Genomic DNA, 21282 nt, shown 5'->3' on the forward strand with positions numbered 1-21282 from the left:
AACTCCTCGCACCCGCACGGCAGATGGAGTGATTCCTCTGCCCGATATCGGTGATACCCGGGCTGTTTGCCTGATACGCCGTTTGCGGGCGGTCCGATGCGGTGACAACACAGTTGGGACGCCCGGAAGTTGCATCCGGCGTCCGTCGATCCGCCCAGCCCACGACACCCGCCGGCAGACCACCTGCCATCGATCGGCACGCCCGGAAGGCACACGGAGCCATGGCGCTCGCGCAGCCCGACCCCGGGGGGACCGCCCGCGCCGAGGCTTTCGGGCCCCGGCCGCCGCAGCAGCTCGACGCGCCGCTGCGCGGCTCCCTCGCCACCACCGCCTGCATGGAGACCCTTCAGGTGGGCTATCTGCACGCCGTCGCGGCGGCGGCGGGATGCTCGCTGTCCCAGCCCTTCCCCGACAACGGCATCGACTGGCACGTCAGCCACGGCGCCCCGGCCCACACCGTCGACGACGAAGTGACCATCAAGGTGCAGCTCAAATGCACCTACCAGATACCGCCGCACCCGGCGGGCGGGGCGTTCTCCTTCACGCTCGACAACGCCCACCTCGTCAAGCTCGCCCGCAGCCCGGTGTCGGTGCACAAGATCCTGGTCGTGATGATCGTCCCCCGCAGCCAGGACGACTGGCTGCGCGCCGGGCCCGGGGGCCTCGACCTGCGCCACTGCTGCTACTGGACCAACCTGGCCGGCCACGCGGTGACGGGCCGGTACCGGACCACTGTGCGCATCCCGACCTCACGGATCTTCGACGACCGCGCACTCTGCGACATCATGGCCCGGGTCGGGGCCGGAGGGAGACCCTGATGCACCGGTCGATGGACGAGCCCACGGGCGGAGCCGGACTGCCCGCCGCCCGCTCGCATCCCACGGCCCGCCCCGGGCCCCCGCCACTCGCCGGGGCCGGTGAGGAACTCCCCGACCCCGCCGTCCTCGTGGCCCTACTGCGCCGGCACGGCTGGCAGCGGCGCGGAGGAGCACCGGGACGTTACGGCCGCTGGACCCCGCCCGGTCCCGCCGCCGGTACGACGAGCCTGCTGGTGCCCGAGAGCGCGGCCTTCCCCGACAGCGGCGAGCTGATCGAGGAGGCCCTCGACGCCCTCGGCCGCAGCGCCGCCCCCTCCGCCCGCGACATCCTTCTCTCCCTCACCCTGCCCAGCGACGAGATCCGCTGGTGGCGCGAGGTCCCCGAGTCGGCGGCCGGAGCCGCGGGAGCCGCCGCCTGGACCGAGGCGGAGGAGCTGCGCTCGGCCGCCCGGCAGGTCCTCATGGCCGGCGCCCTGGCGGCCCGCGGCCGGGCCGGCTACCACGGGGCCCGGCACCGCCGGAAAGCGCGCGCCGCCCTGGACGACGCCCTGATCGGGCCCGGAGCCGACGGCCGGAGCCTCACCGCGTACGTCCCCGTCGCCTCCGGCCGCGCCGTCGCCGTGCGGCTCTGCCACGCCCTGCACGCCACCCGCGAGGCGGTGGACTACCAGCGGGCCACCGGCGGCATGGAGGCCTTCGACAGCGCGGTCGCGGCGGGCGTCGGCCGGGAGCTGACCGAGGCGCTGATCGCCCTGGTGCGCGGCTCCGAGGGGGCCCGGATCGACCTGCGGTGGGCGCCCGCCGCGGGCACCCCGGACGGCTGCCCGGCCCGCCCCGCGCCCGTCGAGTTCTCCCCGGGCGACCTCCCCGCCCTGCGCGCCGCCGGAGCCCGCTACCTCCGCGACGAACCCGCCGTGCAGGTGCGGCTGACCGGCGCGGTGGTCCGGCTGCGCCGCTCGGGGCCGCGCGGCGCCGGCATCGTACGGCTACGGGTACTGGCCGGGGCCGAGGTCGCGCACGTCCGGGTGGAGCTGGACGAGGAGGCGTACCGCATCGCGGGCCACGCCCACCTGGTCGGACTGCCGCTCCGGGTGGAGGGGCGGCTGGAGAACCGGGGCGGCTTCCGGCGGCTCACCGGGGCCTCGCAGGTCGCGCCCGTCCAGGTCGACGAGGCCGAGCGGGACCGGCTGATGAAGGCCCTCCAGGAGAACGTGGACTTCTTCGAGGAGGCGTGCGCGGGGGAGGAGCCCTTGTAGCCAGGGGGAAGGCGTTCGCATCGGGGGCGTGGGGCTCGGTACGATTCGCATTGTCTGGTCAATAAGAAGACAGGCAACCCCCTCAGTCAGGAGAGACCGGTGTCAGACGTCCGTGTGATCATCCAACGCGATTCCGAGCGGGAAGAGCACGTGGTGACGACGGGCACGACGGCCGGCGAGCTCTTCCCCGGTCAGCGCACCGTCGTCGCCGCGCGCATCGGCGGCGAGCTGAAGGACCTCTCCTACGAGCTCCAGGACGGCGAGTCCGTCGAGCCGGTGGAGATCTCCTCCGAGGACGGCCTGAACATCCTGCGCCACTCCACCGCGCACGTCATGGCCCAGGCCGTGCAGGAGCTCTTCCCCGACGCGAAGCTCGGCATCGGCCCGCCGGTCAAGGACGGCTTCTACTACGACTTCGACGTCGAGAAGCCGTTCACGCCCGAGGACCTCAAGGCCATCGAGAAGAAGATGCAGGAGATCCAGAAGCGGGGCCAGAAGTTCTCCCGCCGGGTCGTCTCCGACGAGGCCGCCCGCGAGGAGCTGGCCGACGAGCCGTACAAGCTGGAGCTCATCGGCATCAAGGGCTCCGCCTCCTCGGACGACGGCGCGGACGTCGAGGTGGGCGGCGGCGAGCTGACCATCTACGACAACCTCGACCCCAAGACCGGCGACCTGTGCTGGAAGGACCTCTGCCGGGGTCCGCACCTGCCCACCACCCGGTTCATCCCGGCGTTCAAGCTGATGCGCAACGCCGCCGCGTACTGGCGCGGCAGCGAGAAGAACCCGATGCTCCAGCGCATCTACGGCACCGCCTGGCCGACCAAGGACGAGCTGAAGGCGCACCTGGAGTTCCTGGAGGAGGCCGCCAAGCGCGACCACCGCAAGCTCGGCAACGAGCTGGACCTCTTCTCCTTCCCCGACGAGATCGGCCCCGGCCTCGCGGTCTTCCACCCCAAGGGCGGCGTCATCCGCCGGGCCATGGAGGACTACTCGCGCCGCCGCCACGAGGAGGAGGGCTACGAGTTCGTCTACAGCCCGCACGCCACCAAGGGCAAGCTCTTCGAGAAGTCCGGCCACCTGGACTGGTACGCCGACGGCATGTACCCGCCCATGCAGCTCGACGACGGGGTGGACTACTACCTCAAGCCGATGAACTGCCCCATGCACAACCTGATCTTCGACGCGCGGGGCCGCTCGTACCGCGAACTGCCGCTGCGCCTCTTCGAGTTCGGCACGGTGTACCGGTACGAGAAGTCGGGCGTCGTGCACGGCCTGACCCGCTCGCGCGGCTTCACGCAGGACGACGCGCACATCTACTGCACCAAGGAGCAGATGGCCGAGGAGCTCGACCGCACGCTCACCTTCGTGCTGAACCTGCTCCGCGACTACGGGCTCACCGACTTCTACCTGGAGCTCTCCACCAAGGACCCGGAGAAGTACGTCGGCTCCGACGAGACCTGGGAAGAGGCCACCGAGACGCTGCGTCAGGTCGCCGAGAAGCAGGGTCTGCCCCTGGTCCCGGACCCGGGCGGCGCCGCGTTCTACGGCCCGAAGATCTCCGTGCAGTGCAAGGACGCCATCGGCCGCACCTGGCAGATGTCGACCGTGCAGCTCGACTTCAACCTGCCGGAGCGCTTCGACCTGGAGTACACCGGGCCGGACGGCTCCAAGCAGCGCCCGGTCATGATCCACCGTGCCCTGTTCGGCTCCATCGAGCGCTTCTTCGCCGTGCTCCTGGAGCACTACGCGGGCGCGTTCCCGGTCTGGCTCGCGCCGGTCCAGGCCGTCGGCATCCCGATCGGTGACGCCCACATCCCCTACCTCCAGGAGTTCGCCGCCAAGGCGCGCAAGCAGGGGCTGCGGGTGGACGTGGACGCGTCCTCGGACCGGATGCAGAAGAAGATCCGCAACCAGCAGAAGGCCAAGGTGCCCTTCATGATCATCGCTGGTGATGAGGACATGGCCAACGGCGCCGTCTCCTTCCGCTACCGCGACGGTTCGCAGGAGAACGGCATCCCGGTCGACGAGGCCCTCGCCAAGATCGCGAAGGCCGTCGAGGACCGCGTACAGGTCTGATCCGGCAGGCAGTGAGCCACGGCCCCCGGAGCGCTACCCGCGCTCCGGGGGCCGTCTCTCGTCCTCCCGGGTGAACACCTGGATCAGCCACGACGAGAACGACCCCGTGACCGCTCCCAGCAGCGCCAGGCCGCCGGCCATCAGCCCCGCCGCGACCGTCCGGCCCCAGAACGTGACCGGTGCGGCGTCCCCGTAACCGACCGTCGTGAGCGTCGCGCACGCCCACCACACCGCGTCGCCGAACGTGCGGATCGAGGCGCCGGGGGCCGTGTGTTCCAGGTGGTAGACCGCGAGCGAGGCGGCGAAGCCGAGCAGGGCGGCGGTCAGGCTCGCGTACGCGATCACGCGCGCGTACAGGCCGAGCCGCGGGCGGTCGCGGCGTCGCTGCACCGCCGTGTACACCTTGACCATGCGCAGCGGGCGCAGCAGGGGCAGGAGCAGGACCAGGGTGTCGAGCCAGTGCACGCGCGGGAAGCGCGCGCCCAGTCCGCTGAGCCGCAGCCGCGCCCCGTAGTCCACGAGGAACAGCAGCCAGGTCGACCAGACGAGGATCAGGGCGAGGTCGTTCCAGGGCTCGTCGTCGTGCGGGGTCAGCACCCGGACCGCGTACCCCGTCAGGAAGAGCAGCCCCGCGGCGAAGAGCGGAACCTCAGTGCGCCGCTCCCAGCGGGTCAGCCGGGCGGGTGGCTCGGGGGCGGGTCCGTCGCTCATCGCCTCAGCATCGCGGGCGGCCGGGCGGTGCGGCCCCGGCGACACGCTCCGCCGGGGTGACGCAATATGCTGATCGGCATGACGAGTGAGCCGGAGCAGCAGATCGGCGTGGGGACGCCCGACGCATTCCAGCGCCTGTGGACTCCCCACCGGATGGCGTACATCCAGGGTGAGAACAAGCCGAGCGGCCCGGGCGCGGAGGACGGCTGTCCGTTCTGTTCGATCCCCGCCAAATCCGACGAGGACGGGCTCCTCGTGGCGCGCGGCGAGCACGTCTACGCGGTGCTGAACCTGTATCCGTACAACGGTGGTCACCTCATGGTCGTCCCCTACCGTCATGTGGCCGACTACACCGAGCTGGACGGCCCGGAGACGGCTGAGCTGGCGGACTTCACCAAGCGGGCGATGGTCGCGCTGCGGGCGGCCTCCGGGGCGCACGGCTTCAACATCGGCATGAACCAGGGCTCCGTGGCCGGTGCCGGGATCGCCGCGCATCTGCACCAGCATCTGGTGCCGCGCTGGGGCGGGGACGCCAACTTCATGCCGGTCATCGGCCACACCAGGGTGCTGCCCCAGCTGCTCGGCGACACCCGGGCGATGCTGGCCGACGCCTGGCCGAAGGGCGAGCTGCCCGCCCGCTGAGCGCGGTACGTGAGAGGGGGAGGCCCGGCCGGGCCTCCCCCTCTCACGTCACGTTCCTACGCGTCGTAGACGTCGGCCTTGCGCGGGGCCGGGTCCTGGACGAGGCCGCTCAGTATCATCGAGCGGTTGTCGAAGCGCTCCGTGTCGACGCCGTTCTCCGCGAGGACGCGCATCGCCGCCGTGTGCACGGCCCGCAGCACCGGGGTGGCGGCGCGCATCGCGTCGTCCGCCATGAAGCGGTGGTTCCACGGCTTGGCCGCCCACGCGTGCCGCAGCCCGAACGGCTCGGGCAGCACTATCTTCCCGCCCAGGTAGTCCAGCAGCGGCGGATACCAGGTGAGCGGGGCCCGCAGGGCGAGCCGGACGACCTCCTTGGCGTCCACCAGTGCCAGCTGGATGTCCCGGGTCTCCCAGAAGCGGACGGTCTTGTTGACGGTCTTCGTCTTCGCCGCCGGCTTGGAGAGGAACAGGCCGTGCACCGGCCCCAGCGCGTGGCCCGTGACCTCGATGCGCAGGGTCTCGTGGAGCACGGTGACGGTGATCATCATGGTGATCACCAGCTGGCCGTCCCAGAGGGTGAACTGGACGCCCAGGTAATGCCGGTCACCGCTGCCGAACTGCTGGTGGTTGCAGATCCGCTGTATCTCGTGGGGCTTCACCTGGAAGGTGGCGACGTCCTCCCCCTCGGGGCGCGTGACGGAGTCGGCGTTCTCCCCGATGGGCGAGACGATCCAGTGCTTCACGGACGGCTTCGGGAAGCCGCCGGTGTTCAGCGGTCCGCGCTCCAGCATCTTCAGCTGGTCGTGGATGATCCGGATCAGGTCCCAGCTGCGGAACTGGTGGATCTCCTTCGTCGGGTCCTTGGGAAGCAGCTCCTCGGCCAGCTGCCAGCTGCCCCAGCGGGTGCCCATCCCGAGGACGCCCTTGGGGCCCGCGTAGAAGACGGCGTTCGACTGCTGCTCGGCCGACAGCTTCTCCAGGCCCTGGCGCAGGGCCTCGCGTGCGGTCTCGTTGGGGTTCGTCGGCACCGCCTCGGGGATCTTCGCGATCACCCCCGCGCCGGAGAGCAGGCCCTCCCAGCGGGCCCGCATGTCCTTGGCCGAGGTCTCCGCGATCCGCTTGGCGATCAGCCAGCCGATCACCGGGGCGATGAGCGCGCCCCGGACGTAGAGCGCGAGCAGCCCGTCCAGGGGGAGCTTGACCATCAGGACCAGAGCGCCGATCCCGAAGGCGGCCAGGAGGACCGTGCCGACCGCGCGGAACGCCGTGTCCTTGGACTTGTTGAGCGCGTCCCGGACCCGGAAGGCGATCACCCAGGCCAGCATGCCGGGCAGGAACAGGACACCGAACACCACGGTCACCAGGGTGAGCCGGGTGTCACGGGCCTTGCGCAGGTTGTTCGCCGACAGGCAGTGCTCCACCACGGTCTGCGGGTCCGTGCCGAAGGACTGGATGAGCGCCTTGCGGGCGCCGCCGAGCATCCGCTCCTGGACGGCACGGGCGAACGCCTCGCCGAGATTCGGCTTGAAGTAGTCGGACTTGAAGAGTTTCGATGAGCCCGGCTTCACCACCGATTTGTGCCACTCGCTGTTGGCGTCGAGGATCGTCTCCACCGGACTGTCCCGATACGCCGCCGAGGCCAGGGCATTGGTCGCCACGGTCTGGCCGCCCGAGCCCTGGATCGGGATCTGGGCCCCGGGTGAGAAGTCGAATCCGTCGTTGGCCACCTGTCGCCCCCACTCGCCGCACGTCTGCTCCTGCGGTGTGCCCAACTACCGTACGCGGCATACCTTCTGAGCTGCGACCACAGCGTATCGTCCGGATCACACCACCACCGGTCACCGGCGCTCACCGGAGGGTGTGTGCGACAGTGCGCCGGTCACGCGCCGGGTGGCCCGTCCGCCCGCTCCGCACGGACCCGGTCGGCCACCTGCGGCGGCATCGCCTCGTGCCGGGCGTACGCGCGGTCGAAGCGTCCGGTGCCGTGCGACAGGGAGCGCAGGTCCACCGCGTACCGGCCGACCTCGGTCTCCGGCACCTCGGCCCGTACGACGGTGCGCCCGCCCGGACTCTGCTCGGTGCCCACGACACGCCCTCGCCGCCCCGAGAGGTCGCTCATCACCGGGCCCACGTAGTCGTCGGGGACCAGGACGCTCACCTCGCACACCGGTTCCAGGAGCTGGATACGGGTGTCGGACGCGGCCTCGCGCAGCGCGAGCGCCCCGGCGGTCTGGAAGGCGGCGTCCGAGGAGTCCACCGAGTGCGCCTTGCCGTCCAGCAGCGTGACGCGCACGTCGACCAGGGGGTGCCCGGCGGCCAGCCCCCGGGCGGCCTGGGCCCGCACGCCCTTCTCCACCGAGGGAACGAACTGACGCGGCACCGAACCGCCGACGACCTTGTCGACGAACTCGATGCCCGAGCCCGGCGGCAGCGGTTCCACCTCGATCTCGCAGATCGCGAACTGGCCGTGCCCGCCCGACTGTTTGACGTGCCGTCCGCGCCCGGCGGCCCGCCCGGCGAACGTCTCGCGCAGCGGCACCCGGTGAGGTTCCGCGTCGACCTGGACGCCGTAGCGGCCGCGCAGCCGCTCCAGGGCCACCTCCTGGTGGGCCTCGCCCAGGCACCACAGGACGACCTGACCGGTCTCCGGGTTCTGTTCGATGCGCAGCGTGGGATCCTCGGCGACCAGCCGGGCCAGGCCCTGCGACAGCTTCTCCTCGTCCGCCTTGCCGTGCGCCCGTACGGCCAGCGGGAGCAGCGGGTCGGGCGTCGACCAGGGTTCGATCAGGACGGGGTCGTCGGCCGGGGAGAGCGTGTCGCCGGTCTCCGCCTCGCCGAGCCGGGCCACGCACGCCAGATCGCCCGCGACACACCGGTCCAGGGCATGCTGCCGGCGGCCGAACGGCGAGGTGAGCGCCCCGACGCGGATCTCCGCCTCGTGGCAGGGGCGGGGCGCGTGTCCCGTGGCATCCAGGCCGTGGCCGCAGAGGTGTACGGAGTCGTCGGGGCGCAGGGTGCCGGAGAAGACGCGGACCAGTGAGACCCGGCCCACGTACGGGTCGGAGGCCGTCTTGACGACCTCGGCGACCAGCGGGCCCCCGGGATCGCAGACCGGCGCGGGCCGCGGCTCGCCCGACGGGGTGGTGACGGCGGGCGGGGTGCGCTCCAGCGGGGTCGGGAAGCCGCGGGTGATCAGGTCCAGCAGTTCCACCGTGCCGATGCCCTGCCGGGCGCCCTCGGCCGCGGGCGCCGCCGTGAGGACGGGGTGGAAGGAGCCCCGGGCGACCGCCCGTTCGAGGTCGGCGATGAGCGTTGCGACGTCGAGGTCCTCGCCCGCGAGATAGCGGTCCATCAGGGACTCGTCCTCGCTCTCGGCGATGATCCCCTCGATCAGCCGGTCCCGGGCCGCCCGCAGGGGTTCCTCCTGGCCGGGCGCCGGGGGCCGCTCGGCGCGTTCCCCCGAGGAGTAGTCGAGGATCCGCCGGCTCAGCAGCCCGGTGAGCCCGGTCAGCGGGGCGTGCCCGTCGGCGCCCTCGGGCCCCAGCACGGGCAGGTACAGCGGCAGTACGGCGTCGGGGTCCTCGCCCCCGAAGACCTCGGCGCAGATCCGGTTCATCTCCCGGTAGGAGGTGCGGGCGGTGTCCAGGTGCGTCACGACGATCGCGCGTGGCATGCCGACGAGCGCGCACTCCTCCCAGGCGGCCCGGGTGGTCGCGGCCACGGTCGCCGCGTCCTGGGCCGCGGAGACGACGAAGAGGGCCGCGTCCGCCGCGCGCAGACCGGCCCGCAGCTCCCCGACGAAGTCCGCGTATCCGGGGGTGTCCAGCAGGTTGATCTTGCAGCCGTCCCAGGCCACCGGGACCAGCGAGAGCTGTACGGAGCGCCGTCGGCGCCGCTCGATCTCGTCGTGGTCGGAGACGGTCGCCCCGTCCTCGACGCGCCCGGCCCGGTTCACGGCTCCCGCCGTCAGGGCCAGCGCCTCGACCAGCGTGGTCTTGCCCGATCCGCTGGGGCCGACCAGCACTACGTTCCGTACGGCGGAGGGGTGGCCGGCCGTCGGTACTCCTCCGGCGGCCCCGGGGTGTGCGTGTGCCTTGTCGCCCATGGTGCGTGCCTCCCGGTCGATGGCGCGGTGCGGGGGAGGGCGACCGCGCGCGGAGCAGCGGTGGTCACGGGCACGGGGAGGCCGCCGCGGCGGCTTCGGCGACGCCCGCGGTCCTTCGAGCTTGACACCGTGACGGGGCCCCGTCCATACGTCGCGCCCGGCGCGGTTCGCACGGACGGGGCCCTGCCCGTACGTCGCGCACGGCGTGGTTCGTACGGCGCGCGCGACAGGGTTCGTACGGTGCGCGCGGCGTGGTTCGTACGGCGCGCACCGGCACGCGCCGGGAGGCGGGCACCGGCACGGGCCACAGCGTCGCGTACGCGCCCGGCCCGTGGCGGGGCCGGTGTGACACCCGGCGGCGGGTGCCCGTCCGGTGGAAGGCACCGGCGTTGACTACGATGGGCCAGCCGGTGGCCGAAGGGGCCGCCCGGCGAACCGAACCCTCGGGAAGGCCATGCTGAACAAGTACGCGCGTGCATTTTTCACGCGTGTCCTCACACCGTTCGCCGCTCTGCTGCTCCGCCTCGGGGTCAGCCCCGACGCGGTCACTCTCGTCGGCACGGCCGGAGTGATGGCAGGTGCGCTGGTCTTTTTCCCCATGGGGGAGTTCTTCTGGGGCACGATCGTCATCACGATCTTCGTCTTCTCCGACCTCGTCGACGGCAACATGGCGCGGCAGGCCGGGATCTCCAGCCGGTGGGGCGCGTTCCTCGACTCGACGCTGGACCGGGTCGCCGACGGGGCGATCTTCGCCGGATTCGCCCTCTGGTACGCGGGCAGCGGTGACGACAACATCCTGTGCGCCGTCGCGATCTTCTGCCTGGCCAGCGGCCAGGTGGTCTCGTACACCAAGGCGCGCGGCGAGTCGATCGGCCTGCCGGTCGCGGTCAACGGCCTCGTGGAGCGCGCCGAGCGCCTGGTGATCTCGCTGGTCGCCGCCGGACTCGCCGGACTGCACACCTTCGGCGTCCCCGGTATCGACATCCTGCTGCCGATCGCGCTGTGGATCGTCGCCGCGGGCAGCCTCGTGACGTTGATCCAGCGCGTCGTGACCGTACGCCGCGAATCCGCCGAAGCGGACGCCGCGGGACCGGATGCCGGGGAACCGACCGCCGCCGGTCAGGCCGGTTCCGCCGGTCAGGCCGGTCAGGTCGGTCAGGGGAGCGAGGGCGACCGATGAGCGCCGGCGCTTCCGACCTGAAGGGGCGGCTCACCGACGGGCTCTACGGACTGGGCTGGGGCGCCGTCAAGAAGCTGCCCGAGCCCGCCGCCGCCCGGCTCTTCCGTACCGTCGCCGACCAGGTGTGGAAGCGACGCGGCAAGAGCGTGCTGCGTCTGGAGTCGAACCTGGCCCGGGTCGTCCCCGACGCGGGTCCGGCACGGCTGGCCGAGCTGTCGCGGGCCGGGATGCGCTCCTACATGCGCTACTGGATGGAGTCGTTCCGACTGCCGGCCTGGAGCCCCGAGCGCATCAAGGACCGCATCGACATCGCCGACGTCCACCACCTGTCCGAGGGCCTGGACGCCGGGAAGGGCGTGATCGTCGCCCTGCCGCACCTGGCCAACTGGGACCTCGCGGGAGCCTGGGTCACCACCGACCTCAAGGTCCCCTTCACCACCGTCGCCGAACGCCTGGAGCCCGCGACGCTCTACGACCGGTTCGTCGCCTACCGCGAGGGCCTGGGCATGGAGGTCCTCCCGCACAGCGGCGGGGCCGCGTTCGGAACCCTGGCCCGGCGGCTGCGCGCGGGCGGCCTGGTCTGCCTCGTCGCGGACCGGGACCTGTCCGCGTCCGGCGTCGAGGTGTCGTTCTTCGGCGCCGGCGCCCGGATGCCCGCGGGCCCGGCGCTGCTCGCCCAGCAGACCGGCGCGCTGCTGATGCCCGTAACACTCTGGTACGACGGCACACCCGTGATGAAGGGGCGCATCCACCCGGCGGTCGAGGTGCCGGCAGAAGGTACCCGCGCCGAGAAGACCGTCGCCATGACCCAGGCGATGGCCGACGCCTTCGCGGGCGGCATCGCCGAACACCCGGAGGACTGGCACATGCTCCAGCGGCTCTGGCTGGACGACCTGGACCCCCGGGGGGAACCCACGTGAAGATCGGCATCGTCTGTCCGTACTCCTGGGACGTACCGGGCGGCGTGCAGTTCCACATCCGGGACCTCGCCGAGCACCTGATCCGGCTCGGCCACGAGGTCTCCGTCCTGGCCCCCGCCGACGACGAGACGCCACTGCCGCCCTACGTCGTCTCGGCGGGCCGGGCCGTCCCCGTCCCGTACAACGGCTCCGTCGCCCGGCTGAACTTCGGCTTCCTGTCGGCGGCCCGGGTGAGGCGCTGGCTCCACGACGGCACGTTCGACGTCATCCACATCCACGAGCCGACCTCCCCGTCGCTGGGCCTGCTGGCCTGCTGGGCGGCGCAGGGGCCGATCGTGGCCACCTTCCACACGTCCAACCCGCGCTCCCGGGCGATGATCGCCGCGTACCCGATCCTCCAGCCCGCGCTGGAGAAGATCAGCGCCCGGATCGCCGTCAGCGAGTACGCCCGGCGCACCCTGGTCGAGCACCTCGGCGGGGACGCCGTCGTCATCCCCAACGGCGTCGACGTCGGCTTCTTCGCCGAGGCCGAGCCGAAGGCCGAATGGCAGGGCGGGACCCTCGGCTTCATCGGCCGCATCGACGAACCCCGCAAGGGCCTGCCCGTCCTGATGAAGGCGCTGCCCGCGATCCTCGCCGCCCACCCCGAAGCCCGGCTGCTCGTCGCCGGGCGCGGCGACGAGGAGGAGGCGGTTCAGACCCTGCCGAAGGAACTGCGCGAGCGCGTCGAGTTCCTCGGCATGGTCAGCGACGAGGACAAGGCCCGGCTGCTGCGCAGCGTCGATGTGTACGTGGCCCCCAACACCGGCGGCGAGAGCTTCGGCATCATCCTGGTCGAGGCGCTGTCGGCCGGTGCGCCGGTGCTGGCGAGCGACCTGGACGCCTTCGCGCAGGTGCTGGACCAGGGTGCGGCGGGCGACCTGTTCGCCAATGAGGACGCCGACGCGCTGGCCGCCGCGGCGATCCGGCTGCTGGGCGACCCGGAGCGCCGGGCCGGACTGCGCGAGCGCGGCGAGGCCCACGTGCGGCGCTTCGACTGGGCGACCGTGGGGGCCGACATCCTCGCGGTGTACGAGACGGTGACCGACGGGGCCGCCTCGGTCGCGGCGGACGAACGCTCCGGTCTGCGGGCCCGGTTCGGGCTGGCCCGGGACTGAGAGGCTGTCGGGTGACCTCGGGTCACCCGACAGCCTCTGAGCCCCGGGGGCTCCTGTTGAAGCGGGGGCCCCCGGCGACGGTAGCGTGTGGGCCCGTGACCGTAACCCTCATCGTCTGGATCGTCGTCGCCCTCATCGCGGTCGGCGTGTACCTCAGCTGGACCGCCGGCCGGCTCGACCGGCTGCACTCCCGGATCGACGCCGCCCGCGCCGCCCTCGACGCCCAACTGCTGCGCCGCGCCTCGGTCACCCAGGAGCTGGCCACCTCCGGCGTCCTGGACCCGGCCGCCTCGATCGTCCTGTACGAGGCCGCGCACGCCGCCCGGCAGGCGGAGGCGGACCACCGCGAGGTCGCCGAGAGCGAGCTGAGCACCGCCCTGCGCGCCGTGTTCGGCGAACCGGCGCAGGTCGACGCGGTGAAGGAGATCCCCGGCGGCGAGGAGGCGGCCACCGAACTGGCCGCCGCCGTACGCCGCGTCCCCATGGCCCGGCGCTTCCACAACGACTCCGTACGGGCCGCCCGCGCGCTGCGCCGGCACCGTACCGTCCGGCTCTTCAGGCTGGCCGGGCACGCGCCGTTCCCGCTCGCCTTCGAGATGGACGACGCCCCACCGGTGGCCCTCGCGGACCGGCCCGGCACCTGACAGCCGTCCGAGGCGGAGATCGATTCGGGGCCAGAACGATCCACGGCCTGTCCATTGGCCCTTGCTGTGGACTGGTCCCGGGGCGTTTGCTCGGCGTTGCAGTCTCCAGCGTCTTACACCGAGTGAGGTCCCGTGTCCACGCTTCCCAGCACCCCGCAGTCCGCCGAGTACCCCGCCACCGGCACCGCCCGCGTCAAGCGCGGCATGGCCGAGCAGCTCAAGGGCGGCGTGATCATGGACGTCGTCGACGCCGAACAGGCGAAGATCGCCGAGGACGCGGGCGCCGTCGCCGTCATGGCCCTGGAGCGGGTCCCGGCCGACATCCGCAAGGACGGCGGAGTGGCCCGGATGTCCGACCCCAACATGATCGAGGAGATCATCGGGGCCGTCTCCATCCCGGTCATGGCCAAGTCCCGCATCGGCCACTTCGTCGAGGCCCAGGTGCTCCAGTCCCTCGGCGTCGACTACATCGACGAGTCCGAGGTCCTCACCCCGGCCGACGAGGTCAACCACAGCGACAAGTTCGCCTTCACCACCCCCTTCGTCTGCGGCGCCACCAACCTGGGCGAGGCCCTGCGCCGCATCGCCGAGGGCGCGGCCATGATCCGCTCGAAGGGCGAGGCCGGCACCGGCAACGTCGTCGAGGCCGTCCGCCACCTGCGCCAGATCAAGAACGAGATCGCCCGGCTGCGCGGCTTCGACAACAACGAGCTGTACGCCGCGGCCAAGGACCTCCGCGCCCCCTACGAGCTGGTCAAGGAGGTCGCGGAGCTCGGCAAGCTGCCCGTCGTGCTGTTCTCCGCCGGTGGAGTCGCCACCCCGGCCGACGCCGCGCTGATGCGCCAGCTCGGCGCCGAGGGCGTCTTCGTCGGCTCCGGCATCTTCAAGTCCGGCGACCCGGCCAAGCGCGCCGCCGCCATCGTGAAGGCCACCACCTTCTACGACGACCCGAAGGTCATCGCGGACGCCTCCCGCAACCTGGGCGAGGCCATGGTCGGCATCAACTGCGACACCCTGCCCGAGTCCGAGCGCTACGCCAACCGCGGCTGGTAACCACTGATGAGCGACACCCCCCTGATCGGCGTGCTGGCTCTCCAGGGCGACGTACGGGAGCACCTGATCGCCCTGGCCTCGGCGGACGCCCTGGCCAGGCCGGTCCGGCGCCCCGAGGAGCTCGCCGAGGTCGACGGCCTGGTCATACCGGGCGGCGAGTCCACCACCATGTCCAAACTGGCCGTGCTCTTCGGCATGATGGAGCCGCTCCGCGAGCGGGTCCGGGCCGGGATGCCGGTCTACGGCACCTGCGCCGGAATGATCCTGCTGGCCGAGAAGATCCTCGACCCCCGCTCGGGCCAGGAGACCGTCGGCGGCATCGACATGATCGTGCGGCGCAACGCCTTCGGCCGGCAGAACGAGTCGTTCGAGGCCGCGGTCGAGGTCGGCGGCGTCGAAGGCGGCCCGGTGGACGGCGTGTTCATCCGCGCGCCGTGGGTCGAGTCCGTCGGGGCCGGGACCGAGGTCATCGCCGAACACGGCGGACATATCGTGGCCGTCCGGCAGGAAAACGCCCTCGCCACCTCGTTCCATCCCGAACTGACCGGCGACCATCGCGTACACGCTCTGTTCGTGGAGATGGTGCGCGCGGTGAACTGAGCGGACCCCGGTAGGATCTCTCGGGTTCGACTCGATTTTGGTGACGCGAAGGAGAAGGCAGATGTCCGGCCACTCTAAATGGGCTACGACGAAGCACAAGAAGGCCGTGATTGACGCCAAGCGCGGCAAGCTCTTCGCGAAGCTGATCAAGAACATCGAGGTCGCGGCGCGCTCCGGCGGCGTGGACCCCGACGGCAACCCCACGCTCGTCGACGCCATCCAGAAGGCGAAGAAGAGCTCCGTCCCGAACAAGAACATCGACTCCGCGGTCAAGCGCGGTGGCGGTCTCGAAGCGGGCGGCGCCGACTACGAGACGATCATGTACGAAGGCTACGGCCCCAACGGTGTCGCGGTGCTCATCGAGTGCCTCACCGACAACCGCAACCGTGCCGCGTCCGACGTACGTGTCGCGATGACCCGGAACGGCGGCTCCATGGCCGACCCGGGCTCCGTCTCGTACCTGTTCAACCGCAAGGGCGTCGTGATCGTGCCCAAGGGCGAGCTGACCGAGGACGACGTCCTCGGCGCGGTCCTCGACGCGGGCGCCGAGGAGGTCAACGACCTCGGCGAGACCTTCGAGGTGGTCAGCGAGGCCACCGACATGGTCGCGGTGCGCACCGCGCTCCAGGAGGCGGGCATCGACTACGACTCCGCCGAGGCCAACTTCCTCCCGACCATGCAGGTCGAGCTGGAGGAAGAGGGCGCCCGCAAGATCTTCAAGCTCATCGACGCGCTGGAGGACAGCGACGACGTGCAGAACGTCTTCGCCAACTTCGATGTGTCCGACGAGGTCATGGAGAAGGTCGACGCCTGACGGCACGGCCGGCAGGTCCCACACGACGGGCCGACGGGGCACTCCCCGTCGGCCCGTCGTCCTGTGGTTGCGACGGATTGTCAGTGCGAGCCGATAGCCTGCGGGAACAGATGATCGAGCGGGCGCGGCGCGCGCCGGCGACGGGCTGAGGACAGGGGGGCTCCATGCGTGTTCTGGGCATTGACCCGGGGCTGACCCGGTGCGGCGTCGGCGTGGTCGAAGGGGTCGCGGGAAGACCCCTGACCATGATCGGCGTCGGCGTCGTGCGCACCTCGTCCGACGCCGAGCTCGGCGACCGGCTGGTCGCCATCGAGCGCGGCATCGAACAGTGGCTCGACGAACACTCCCCGGGCTTCGTCGCGGTCGAGCGCGTCTTCGCCCAGCACAACGTACGCACCGTGATGGGCACCGCCCAGGCCAGCGCGGTCGCCATGCTCTGCGCCGCCCGCCGCGGTATCCCCGTCGCCCTGCACACCCCCAGCGAGGTCAAGGCGGCGGTCACCGGATCCGGCCGCGCCGGCAAGGACCAGGTCGGCGCCATGGTGACCCGCCTGCTGAGGCTGGACGCACCGCCCAGGCCCGCCGACGCCGCCGACGCCCTGGCCCTGGCCATCTGCCACATCTGGCGCGCCCCCGCGCAGAACCGGCTCCAGCAGGCCGTCGCCGCCCACCGGGCGCCCGGCGCTTCCCGCACCCCCGGGGCGGCCGGCGCCCTCGGCGCCTCCCGTGCGCCCGGGGTCTCCCGCCCGCCCGGCCCGCCCGGGGCTCCCGGCACGTCCCGCACGCTGAAAGGCCGCATCGCATGATCGCTTCCGTCTCCGGCCCGGTGGCCGCCCTCACCCCGACCACCGCCGTCATCGAGGTCGGCGGCATCGGCATGGCGGTCCAGTGCACCCCGCACACCCTCGCCGACCTGCGCGTCGGCAAGGAGGCCAAGCTCGCCACCTCGCTGGTCGTCCGCGAGGACTCGCTCACGCTGTACGGCTTCGCGGACGACGACGAGCGGCAGGTGTTCGAGCTCCTCCAGACCGCCAGCGGCGTCGGCCCCCGCCTCGCCCAGGCCATGCTCGCCACCCACAGCCCCGACGCCCTGCGCCTCGCGGTCTCCACCGGCGACGAGAAGGCGCTGACCGCCGTCTCCGGCATCGGAAAGAAGGGCGCGCAGAAGCTGCTCCTGGAGCTCAAGGACCGGCTCGGCGAACCGGTCGGCGCGCACATCGGCCAGCAGGGCATCGGCACCCCCGTCACCTCGGGCTGGCGCGACCAGCTCCAGGCCGCCCTCATCGGCCTCGGTTACGCGAGCCGCGAGGCCGACGAGGCCGTCAACGCCGTCGCCCCGCAGGCGGAGGCCGCCGTCGCCGAGGGCACGGCACCCCCCGTGCCGCAGTTGCTGCGGGCCGCCCTGCAGACTCTCAACCGCGCACGCTGACCGGCACCGAACCACCGAAGAGGCCCTTGATGAACTGGGACGAGACCGGACCCGAGACCGACGAGGCGACCGGCCCGGTCTTCGACGACCGGCTGGTCGACGCCGGCCATCTCGACGGCGAGGACACCGCGGTCGAGGCGGCGCTGCGTCCCAAGGACCTGGAGGAGTTCGTCGGCCAGGAGAAGGTCCGCGAACAGCTCGACCTGGTCCTCAAGGCCGCCCGTGCCCGTGGCGCCACCGCCGACCACGTACTGCTCTCCGGCGCCCCCGGCCTCGGCAAGACCACTCTTTCGATGATCATCGCGGCGGAGATGAACGCCCCGATCAGGATCACCTCGGGCCCCGCCATCCAGCACGCCGGCGACCTCGCGGCGATCCTCTCCTCCCTCCAGGAGGGCGAGGTCCTCTTCCTCGACGAGATCCACCGCATGTCCCGGCCCGCCGAGGAGATGCTCTACATGGCGATGGAGGACTTCCGCGTCGACGTCATCGTCGGCAAGGGCCCCGGCGCCACCGCCATCCCGCTCGAACTGCCCCCCTTCACCCTGGTCGGGGCCACCACCCGGGCCGGGCTGCTCCCGCCCCCGCTGCGCGACCGCTTCGGCTTCACCGGGCACATGGAGTTCTACGCCCCCACCGAGCTGGAGCGCGTCATCCACCGCTCCGCCCGCCTCCTCGACGTCGGCATCGACGTGGAGGGCGCCGCCGAGATCGCCGGACGGTCCCGCGGCACCCCCCGTATCGCCAACCGCCTGCTGCGCCGCGTCCGCGACTACGCCCAGGTCAAGGCGGAGGGCACGATCGACCGGGAGATCGCGATGGCCGCCCTCAAGGTGTACGAGGTTGACGACCGCGGACTCGATCGGCTGGACCGCGCCGTCCTCGGCGCCCTGCTGAAGCTCTTCGGCGGCGGCCCGGTGGGGCTGTCCACGCTGGCGGTCGCGGTGGGGGAGGAGCGGGAGACCGTCGAGGAGGTCGCCGAGCCCTTCCTCGTACGGGAAGGACTGCTGGCCAGGACCCCGCGCGGCCGCGTCGCCACCCCGGCGGCGTGGGCGCATCTGGGACTGGTCCCGCCGCAGCACGGAGCAAAGGGACAACAGGGTCTGTTCGGGGCGTGATGGGTCACAGGTTCGCGTGCACAGGAACCCCGGTGCCATGCTGGGCGTTGTTCCATCGATGCGGACTCGCTTAGACTCCGCCGATGCCGCCCTTACCGGTCGGTGTACCCACCCCCGTATATACAGGCCGCATTCCAGCGCGGTCGTGCGAAGGAATTCCCGTCCCGTGGATATCTTGACTCTCCTCCCCTTCATCGTGCTCATCGGGGCCATGTTCCTGATGACCCGCTCCGCCAAGAAGAAGCAGGCGGCGGCCGCGCAGATGCGCAACGACATGCAGCCCGGCACCGGCGTCCGGACGATCGGGGGCATGTACGCCACCGTCAAGGAGGTCCACGACGACACCGTTCTCCTCGAGGTCGCTCCCGGCGTGCACGCCATCTACGCGAAGAACTCCATCGGCGCCGTCCTGGACGACGCGGAGTACAACCGCATCGTGCACGGTGACGACCCGGAGCTGGACGCGGACGGCACCGTCGTTCCCGACGACGCCTCCTCGCTGACCGGCGAGTCCGACTCCGCCGAGGTCGCCAAGATCGACCTGGCCAAGGACGACGCGGCCGACGAGGCCGAGCCCGAGGACGCGGCGATCAAGGACGTCAAGGACGCCAAGGACGAGAGCAAGACCGACGGCGACGCCGACTCCAAGTAGTTCTCACGATCCCGGGGACGGGGGGGGGGGGGGCCCCCCCCCCCCCCCCCCGCCCGGGGGGGGGGGGGGGGGGGGGGGGGGGGGCCGCCCCCCCCCCCCGGGGGGCGCCCCCCCCCCCCCGCGGGCCGCCCCCCCCCCCCCCCCCCCCCCCCCCCCCCCCCCGCCCCCCCCCCCCCCCCCCGGCCGCCCCCCCCCCGGGGGCCCCGCCCCCCCCCCCCCCCCCCCCCGTCCCCGGGACCGTGCGGTCGTCTGCGGGGGCAGGGTCCCCACTACACTTCGTGGCCGCTCGGGCGCGTACCCGGCGCGGGGCGGTTGGACAGGGAGAAACGAGAAGGTGGCAGCACCCAAGAAGGGCCGAGGGCCGTCCGGCGGTCAGGGCAGGCCGGGGCGTGCTCTGGCTCTGATCCTCATCGCCATGGTCGCGCTCGCAGGCGGGATGTTCCTCTCGGGGCACACCACGCCCCGGCTGGGCATCGACCTGGCCGGCGGGACGTCGATCACGCTGGAGGCGCAGAACCAGCCCGGCAAGCCGAACGCGATCAACCCGACCAACATGAACACCGCGGTCGGCATCATCGAGCGGCGTGTCAACGGTCTGGGCGTCTCCGAGGCCGAGGTCCAGACCCAGGGCTCGAAGAACATCATCGTCAACATCCCCAAGGGGACGAACTCCAAGCAGGCCCAGGAGCAGGTCGGCACCACCGCCCAGCTCTACTTCCGGCCTGTTCTGACGGTGCAGGCCAGCGGCCCCGAGGAGCCCAAGCCCTCCGGTTCCGCGACCCCCTCGGGCAGCGCCACCCCGAAGCCCGGCGAGTCCGCCAAGGACGCGGACAAGCCCAAGGGCGAGGAGGCCACCGGTTCGGAGGCCACCCCCTCGGCGAGCGCCACCACCCAGGGCCGCGCGGTCACCGGTGCCCTGACGAAGGACGACCCGACCCCCGGCGCCTCCGACAAGCCGAAGCCGTCCGACTCCCCCGAGGCCTCGCCTCCCGCGGACCCGGCCACGGCCAAGCTCCAGGAGGAGTTCGCCAAGCTCGACTGCTCCGACCCCAAGCAGCGCTCGGAGGCCGGTCAGAACGCCAAGCCCACCGACTCGATCGTCGCCTGCGGCTCGAACGTCCCGGGCAGCTACGAGAAGTACGTCCTCGGCCCGGCCGAGGTCTCCGGCAGCGACGTCGACGACGCCAAGGGCGCCATCGAGCAGCAGACCGGTGAGTGGATCGTGTCGATGGAGTTCACCTCCTCCGGCGCCAAGAAGTTCCAGACGATCACCAGCCGGCTCTCGCAGCAGCAGCCGCCGATGAACCAGTTCGCGATCGTCCTCGACGGCGAGGTCGTCTCCGCTCCCTCGGTGCGCACGGCGCTCAGCAAGAACGCACAGATCTCCGGCAGCTTCGACCAGCAGTCGGCCGAGGACCTCGGCAACATCCTTTCCTACGGCGCACTGCCGCTGACCTTCGAGGAGGTCAGCGTCACCACGGTGACCGCCGCGCTCGGCAGCGAGCAGCTCAAGGGCGGTCTGATCGCCGGCGCCATCGGTCTGGCACTGGTCGTCGTCTACCTGGTCGTCTACTACCGGGGGCTCGCGTTCATCGCACTCCTCAGCCTCCTGGTCTCCGGCGCACTGACGTACACGATCATGTCTCTGCTGGGCCCGGCCATCGGCTTCGCGCTGAACCTGCCGGCGGTCTGCGGGGCCATCGTCGCCATCGGCATCACAGCGGACTCGTTCATCGTCTACTTCGAACGCGTCAGAGACGAGATCCGCGAGGGGCGCACGCTCCGTCCCGCCATCGAGCGCGCCTGGCCGCGCGCCCGGCGCACCATCCTGGTCTCCGACTTCGTGTCGTTCCTGGCCGCCGCGGTGCTCTTCATCGTCACCGTCGGCAAGGTGCAGGGCTTCGCCTTCACGCTGGGCCTCACCACGCTCCTCGACGTCGTCGTGGTCTTCTTCTTCACGAAGCCCCTCATGACGCTCATGGGCCGGACGAAGTTCTTCTCCAAGGGCGGCCCGTGGTCCGGGCTGGACCCGAAGCGGCTCGGCGCCCAGCCGCCGCTGCGCCGCTCGCGCCGTGTCAACGCCCCCACCGAACCGAAGGAGGCGTGA

The 21282-nt window shown here is 71.9% G+C and carries 19 protein-coding genes; 16 read left to right on the top strand and 3 right to left on the bottom strand.

The genetic code is table 11. The features are described from left to right. Positions 1-221 precede the first annotated feature (221 nt). From ACH4KB_RS21410 to thrS, 3 genes are all read left to right on the top strand, one after another. Positions 222-818: a DUF4365 domain-containing protein gene (locus ACH4KB_RS21410; RefSeq protein ID WP_398067467.1), complete on the top strand. Its 597-nt coding sequence runs from the start codon at positions 222-224 to the stop codon at positions 816-818. Then, on the top strand, positions 818-2074 hold the full coding sequence (locus ACH4KB_RS21415) for a hypothetical protein (protein WP_398067468.1): 1257 nt from the start codon (positions 818-820) through the stop codon (positions 2072-2074). The genes ACH4KB_RS21410 and ACH4KB_RS21415 overlap by 1 nt, the downstream gene beginning before the upstream one ends. Positions 2075-2173: 99 nt before the next feature. Then, entirely contained in the window at positions 2174-4150 is a 1977-nt protein-coding gene (gene thrS / locus ACH4KB_RS21420) for a threonine--tRNA ligase (protein WP_032794016.1), read from the top strand. A gap of 33 nt (positions 4151-4183) precedes the next feature. On the opposite strand, the gene ACH4KB_RS21425 is transcribed toward thrS, so the two are convergent. Next, positions 4184-4861 (bottom strand): potassium channel family protein, encoded by a 678-nt coding sequence (locus ACH4KB_RS21425; RefSeq protein WP_398067469.1) that lies wholly within the window; start codon positions 4859-4861, stop codon positions 4184-4186. A 66-nt stretch (positions 4862-4927) separates the two neighbouring features. On the opposite strand from ACH4KB_RS21425, the gene ACH4KB_RS21430 reads away from it, so the two are divergent. Next, positions 4928-5503, top strand: coding sequence for an HIT domain-containing protein (locus ACH4KB_RS21430; protein ID WP_228927038.1), 576 nt, complete (start codon positions 4928-4930; stop codon positions 5501-5503). Positions 5504-5559: 56 nt separating this feature from the next. On the opposite strand, the gene ACH4KB_RS21435 is transcribed toward ACH4KB_RS21430, so the two are convergent. Both ACH4KB_RS21435 and ACH4KB_RS21440 read right to left on the bottom strand, forming a co-directional pair. Further along, a complete protein-coding gene (locus ACH4KB_RS21435; RefSeq protein ID WP_398067470.1) occupies positions 5560-7230 on the bottom strand; it encodes a hypothetical protein in 1671 nt (556 codons plus the stop codon). Between the two features lie 152 nt (positions 7231-7382). Beyond that, a complete protein-coding gene (locus ACH4KB_RS21440; protein ID WP_398067471.1) occupies positions 7383-9608 on the bottom strand; it encodes an elongation factor G-like protein EF-G2 in 2226 nt (741 codons plus the stop codon). Between the two features lie 454 nt (positions 9609-10062). Here ACH4KB_RS21440 and pgsA point away from each other — a divergent pair, with 454 nt between their 5' ends. The 12 genes from pgsA to secD all read left to right on the top strand — a co-directional run bounded on the left by pgsA (position 10063) and on the right by secD (position 21282). After that, positions 10063-10788, top strand: coding sequence for a phosphatidylinositol phosphate synthase (gene pgsA / locus ACH4KB_RS21445; RefSeq protein ID WP_398067472.1), 726 nt, complete (start codon positions 10063-10065; stop codon positions 10786-10788). Continuing rightward, the gene (locus tag ACH4KB_RS21450) at positions 10785-11708 is read left to right on the top strand and encodes a phosphatidylinositol mannoside acyltransferase (RefSeq protein ID WP_398067473.1); all 924 of its coding nucleotides are present in this window, start codon (positions 10785-10787) and stop codon (positions 11706-11708) included. Before pgsA ends, ACH4KB_RS21450 begins: the two co-directional genes overlap by 4 nt. After that, positions 11705-12865 (top strand): glycosyltransferase family 4 protein, encoded by a 1161-nt coding sequence (locus ACH4KB_RS21455; RefSeq protein WP_398067474.1) that lies wholly within the window; start codon positions 11705-11707, stop codon positions 12863-12865. Before ACH4KB_RS21450 ends, ACH4KB_RS21455 begins: the two co-directional genes overlap by 4 nt. 95 nt (positions 12866-12960) lie before the next feature. Then, positions 12961-13509, top strand: a complete 549-nt coding sequence (locus ACH4KB_RS21460; protein ID WP_398067475.1) for a hypothetical protein — start codon at positions 12961-12963, stop codon at positions 13507-13509. A 132-nt stretch (positions 13510-13641) separates the two neighbouring features. After that, on the top strand, positions 13642-14562 hold the full coding sequence (gene pdxS, locus ACH4KB_RS21465; RefSeq protein ID WP_018960500.1) for a pyridoxal 5'-phosphate synthase lyase subunit PdxS: 921 nt from the start codon (positions 13642-13644) through the stop codon (positions 14560-14562). Between the two features lie 6 nt (positions 14563-14568). Beyond that, positions 14569-15162: a pyridoxal 5'-phosphate synthase glutaminase subunit PdxT gene (gene pdxT, locus ACH4KB_RS21470; RefSeq protein ID WP_398067476.1), complete on the top strand. Its 594-nt coding sequence runs from the start codon at positions 14569-14571 to the stop codon at positions 15160-15162. Between the two features lie 61 nt (positions 15163-15223). Next, positions 15224-15976 (top strand): YebC/PmpR family DNA-binding transcriptional regulator, encoded by a 753-nt coding sequence (locus ACH4KB_RS21475; RefSeq protein WP_032794021.1) that lies wholly within the window; start codon positions 15224-15226, stop codon positions 15974-15976. Between the two features lie 164 nt (positions 15977-16140). Further along, entirely contained in the window at positions 16141-16782 is a 642-nt protein-coding gene (ruvC, locus tag ACH4KB_RS21480) for a crossover junction endodeoxyribonuclease RuvC (protein ID WP_398067477.1), read from the top strand. Then, a complete protein-coding gene (gene ruvA / locus ACH4KB_RS21485) occupies positions 16779-17405 on the top strand; it encodes a Holliday junction branch migration protein RuvA (RefSeq protein WP_398067478.1) in 627 nt (208 codons plus the stop codon). The genes ruvC and ruvA overlap by 4 nt, the downstream gene beginning before the upstream one ends. A 29-nt stretch (positions 17406-17434) precedes the next feature. Beyond that, entirely contained in the window at positions 17435-18523 is a 1089-nt protein-coding gene (gene ruvB / locus ACH4KB_RS21490; protein ID WP_398067479.1) for a Holliday junction branch migration DNA helicase RuvB, read from the top strand. A gap of 166 nt (positions 18524-18689) precedes the next feature. Continuing rightward, positions 18690-19175 carry a preprotein translocase subunit YajC gene (gene yajC, locus ACH4KB_RS21495; RefSeq protein WP_398067480.1) on the top strand — a complete coding sequence of 162 codons (486 nt, stop codon included), beginning with the start codon at positions 18690-18692 and terminating at the stop codon, positions 19173-19175. 334 nt (positions 19176-19509) lie between these two features. Continuing rightward, complete coding sequence (secD, locus tag ACH4KB_RS21500) at positions 19510-21282, top strand: protein translocase subunit SecD (protein ID WP_398067481.1); 1773 nt, start codon at positions 19510-19512, stop codon at positions 21280-21282.

It is taken from the genome of Streptomyces sp. NPDC017520, assembly GCF_044329855.1.
Classification (GTDB): domain Bacteria; phylum Actinomycetota; class Actinomycetes; order Streptomycetales; family Streptomycetaceae; genus Streptomyces.

What these genes read in the sequence shown, in the direction of transcription:
- ACH4KB_RS21410 (WP_398067467.1), top strand. Translation starts at nt 222, where the DNA reads ATGGCGCTCGCGCAGCCCGACCCCGGGGGGACCGCCCGCGCCGAGGCT.
- ACH4KB_RS21415 (WP_398067468.1), top strand. Translation starts at nt 818, where the DNA reads ATGCACCGGTCGATGGACGAGCCCACGGGCGGAGCCGGACTGCCCGCC.
- ACH4KB_RS21425 (WP_398067469.1), bottom strand. Translation starts at nt 4,861, where the DNA reads ATGAGCGACGGACCCGCCCCCGAGCCACCCGCCCGGCTGACCCGCTGG.
- ACH4KB_RS21430 (WP_228927038.1), top strand. Translation starts at nt 4,928, where the DNA reads ATGCTGATCGGCATGACGAGTGAGCCGGAGCAGCAGATCGGCGTGGGG.
- ACH4KB_RS21440 (WP_398067471.1), bottom strand. Translation starts at nt 9,608, where the DNA reads ATGGGCGACAAGGCACACGCACACCCCGGGGCCGCCGGAGGAGTACCG.
- pgsA (WP_398067472.1), top strand. Translation starts at nt 10,063, where the DNA reads ATGCTGAACAAGTACGCGCGTGCATTTTTCACGCGTGTCCTCACACCG.
- ACH4KB_RS21450 (WP_398067473.1), top strand. Translation starts at nt 10,785, where the DNA reads ATGAGCGCCGGCGCTTCCGACCTGAAGGGGCGGCTCACCGACGGGCTC.
- pdxT (WP_398067476.1), top strand. Translation starts at nt 14,569, where the DNA reads ATGAGCGACACCCCCCTGATCGGCGTGCTGGCTCTCCAGGGCGACGTA.
- ACH4KB_RS21475 (WP_032794021.1), top strand. Translation starts at nt 15,224, where the DNA reads ATGTCCGGCCACTCTAAATGGGCTACGACGAAGCACAAGAAGGCCGTG.
- ruvC (WP_398067477.1), top strand. Translation starts at nt 16,141, where the DNA reads ATGCGTGTTCTGGGCATTGACCCGGGGCTGACCCGGTGCGGCGTCGGC.
- ruvA (WP_398067478.1), top strand. Translation starts at nt 16,779, where the DNA reads ATGATCGCTTCCGTCTCCGGCCCGGTGGCCGCCCTCACCCCGACCACC.
- ruvB (WP_398067479.1), top strand. Translation starts at nt 17,435, where the DNA reads ATGAACTGGGACGAGACCGGACCCGAGACCGACGAGGCGACCGGCCCG.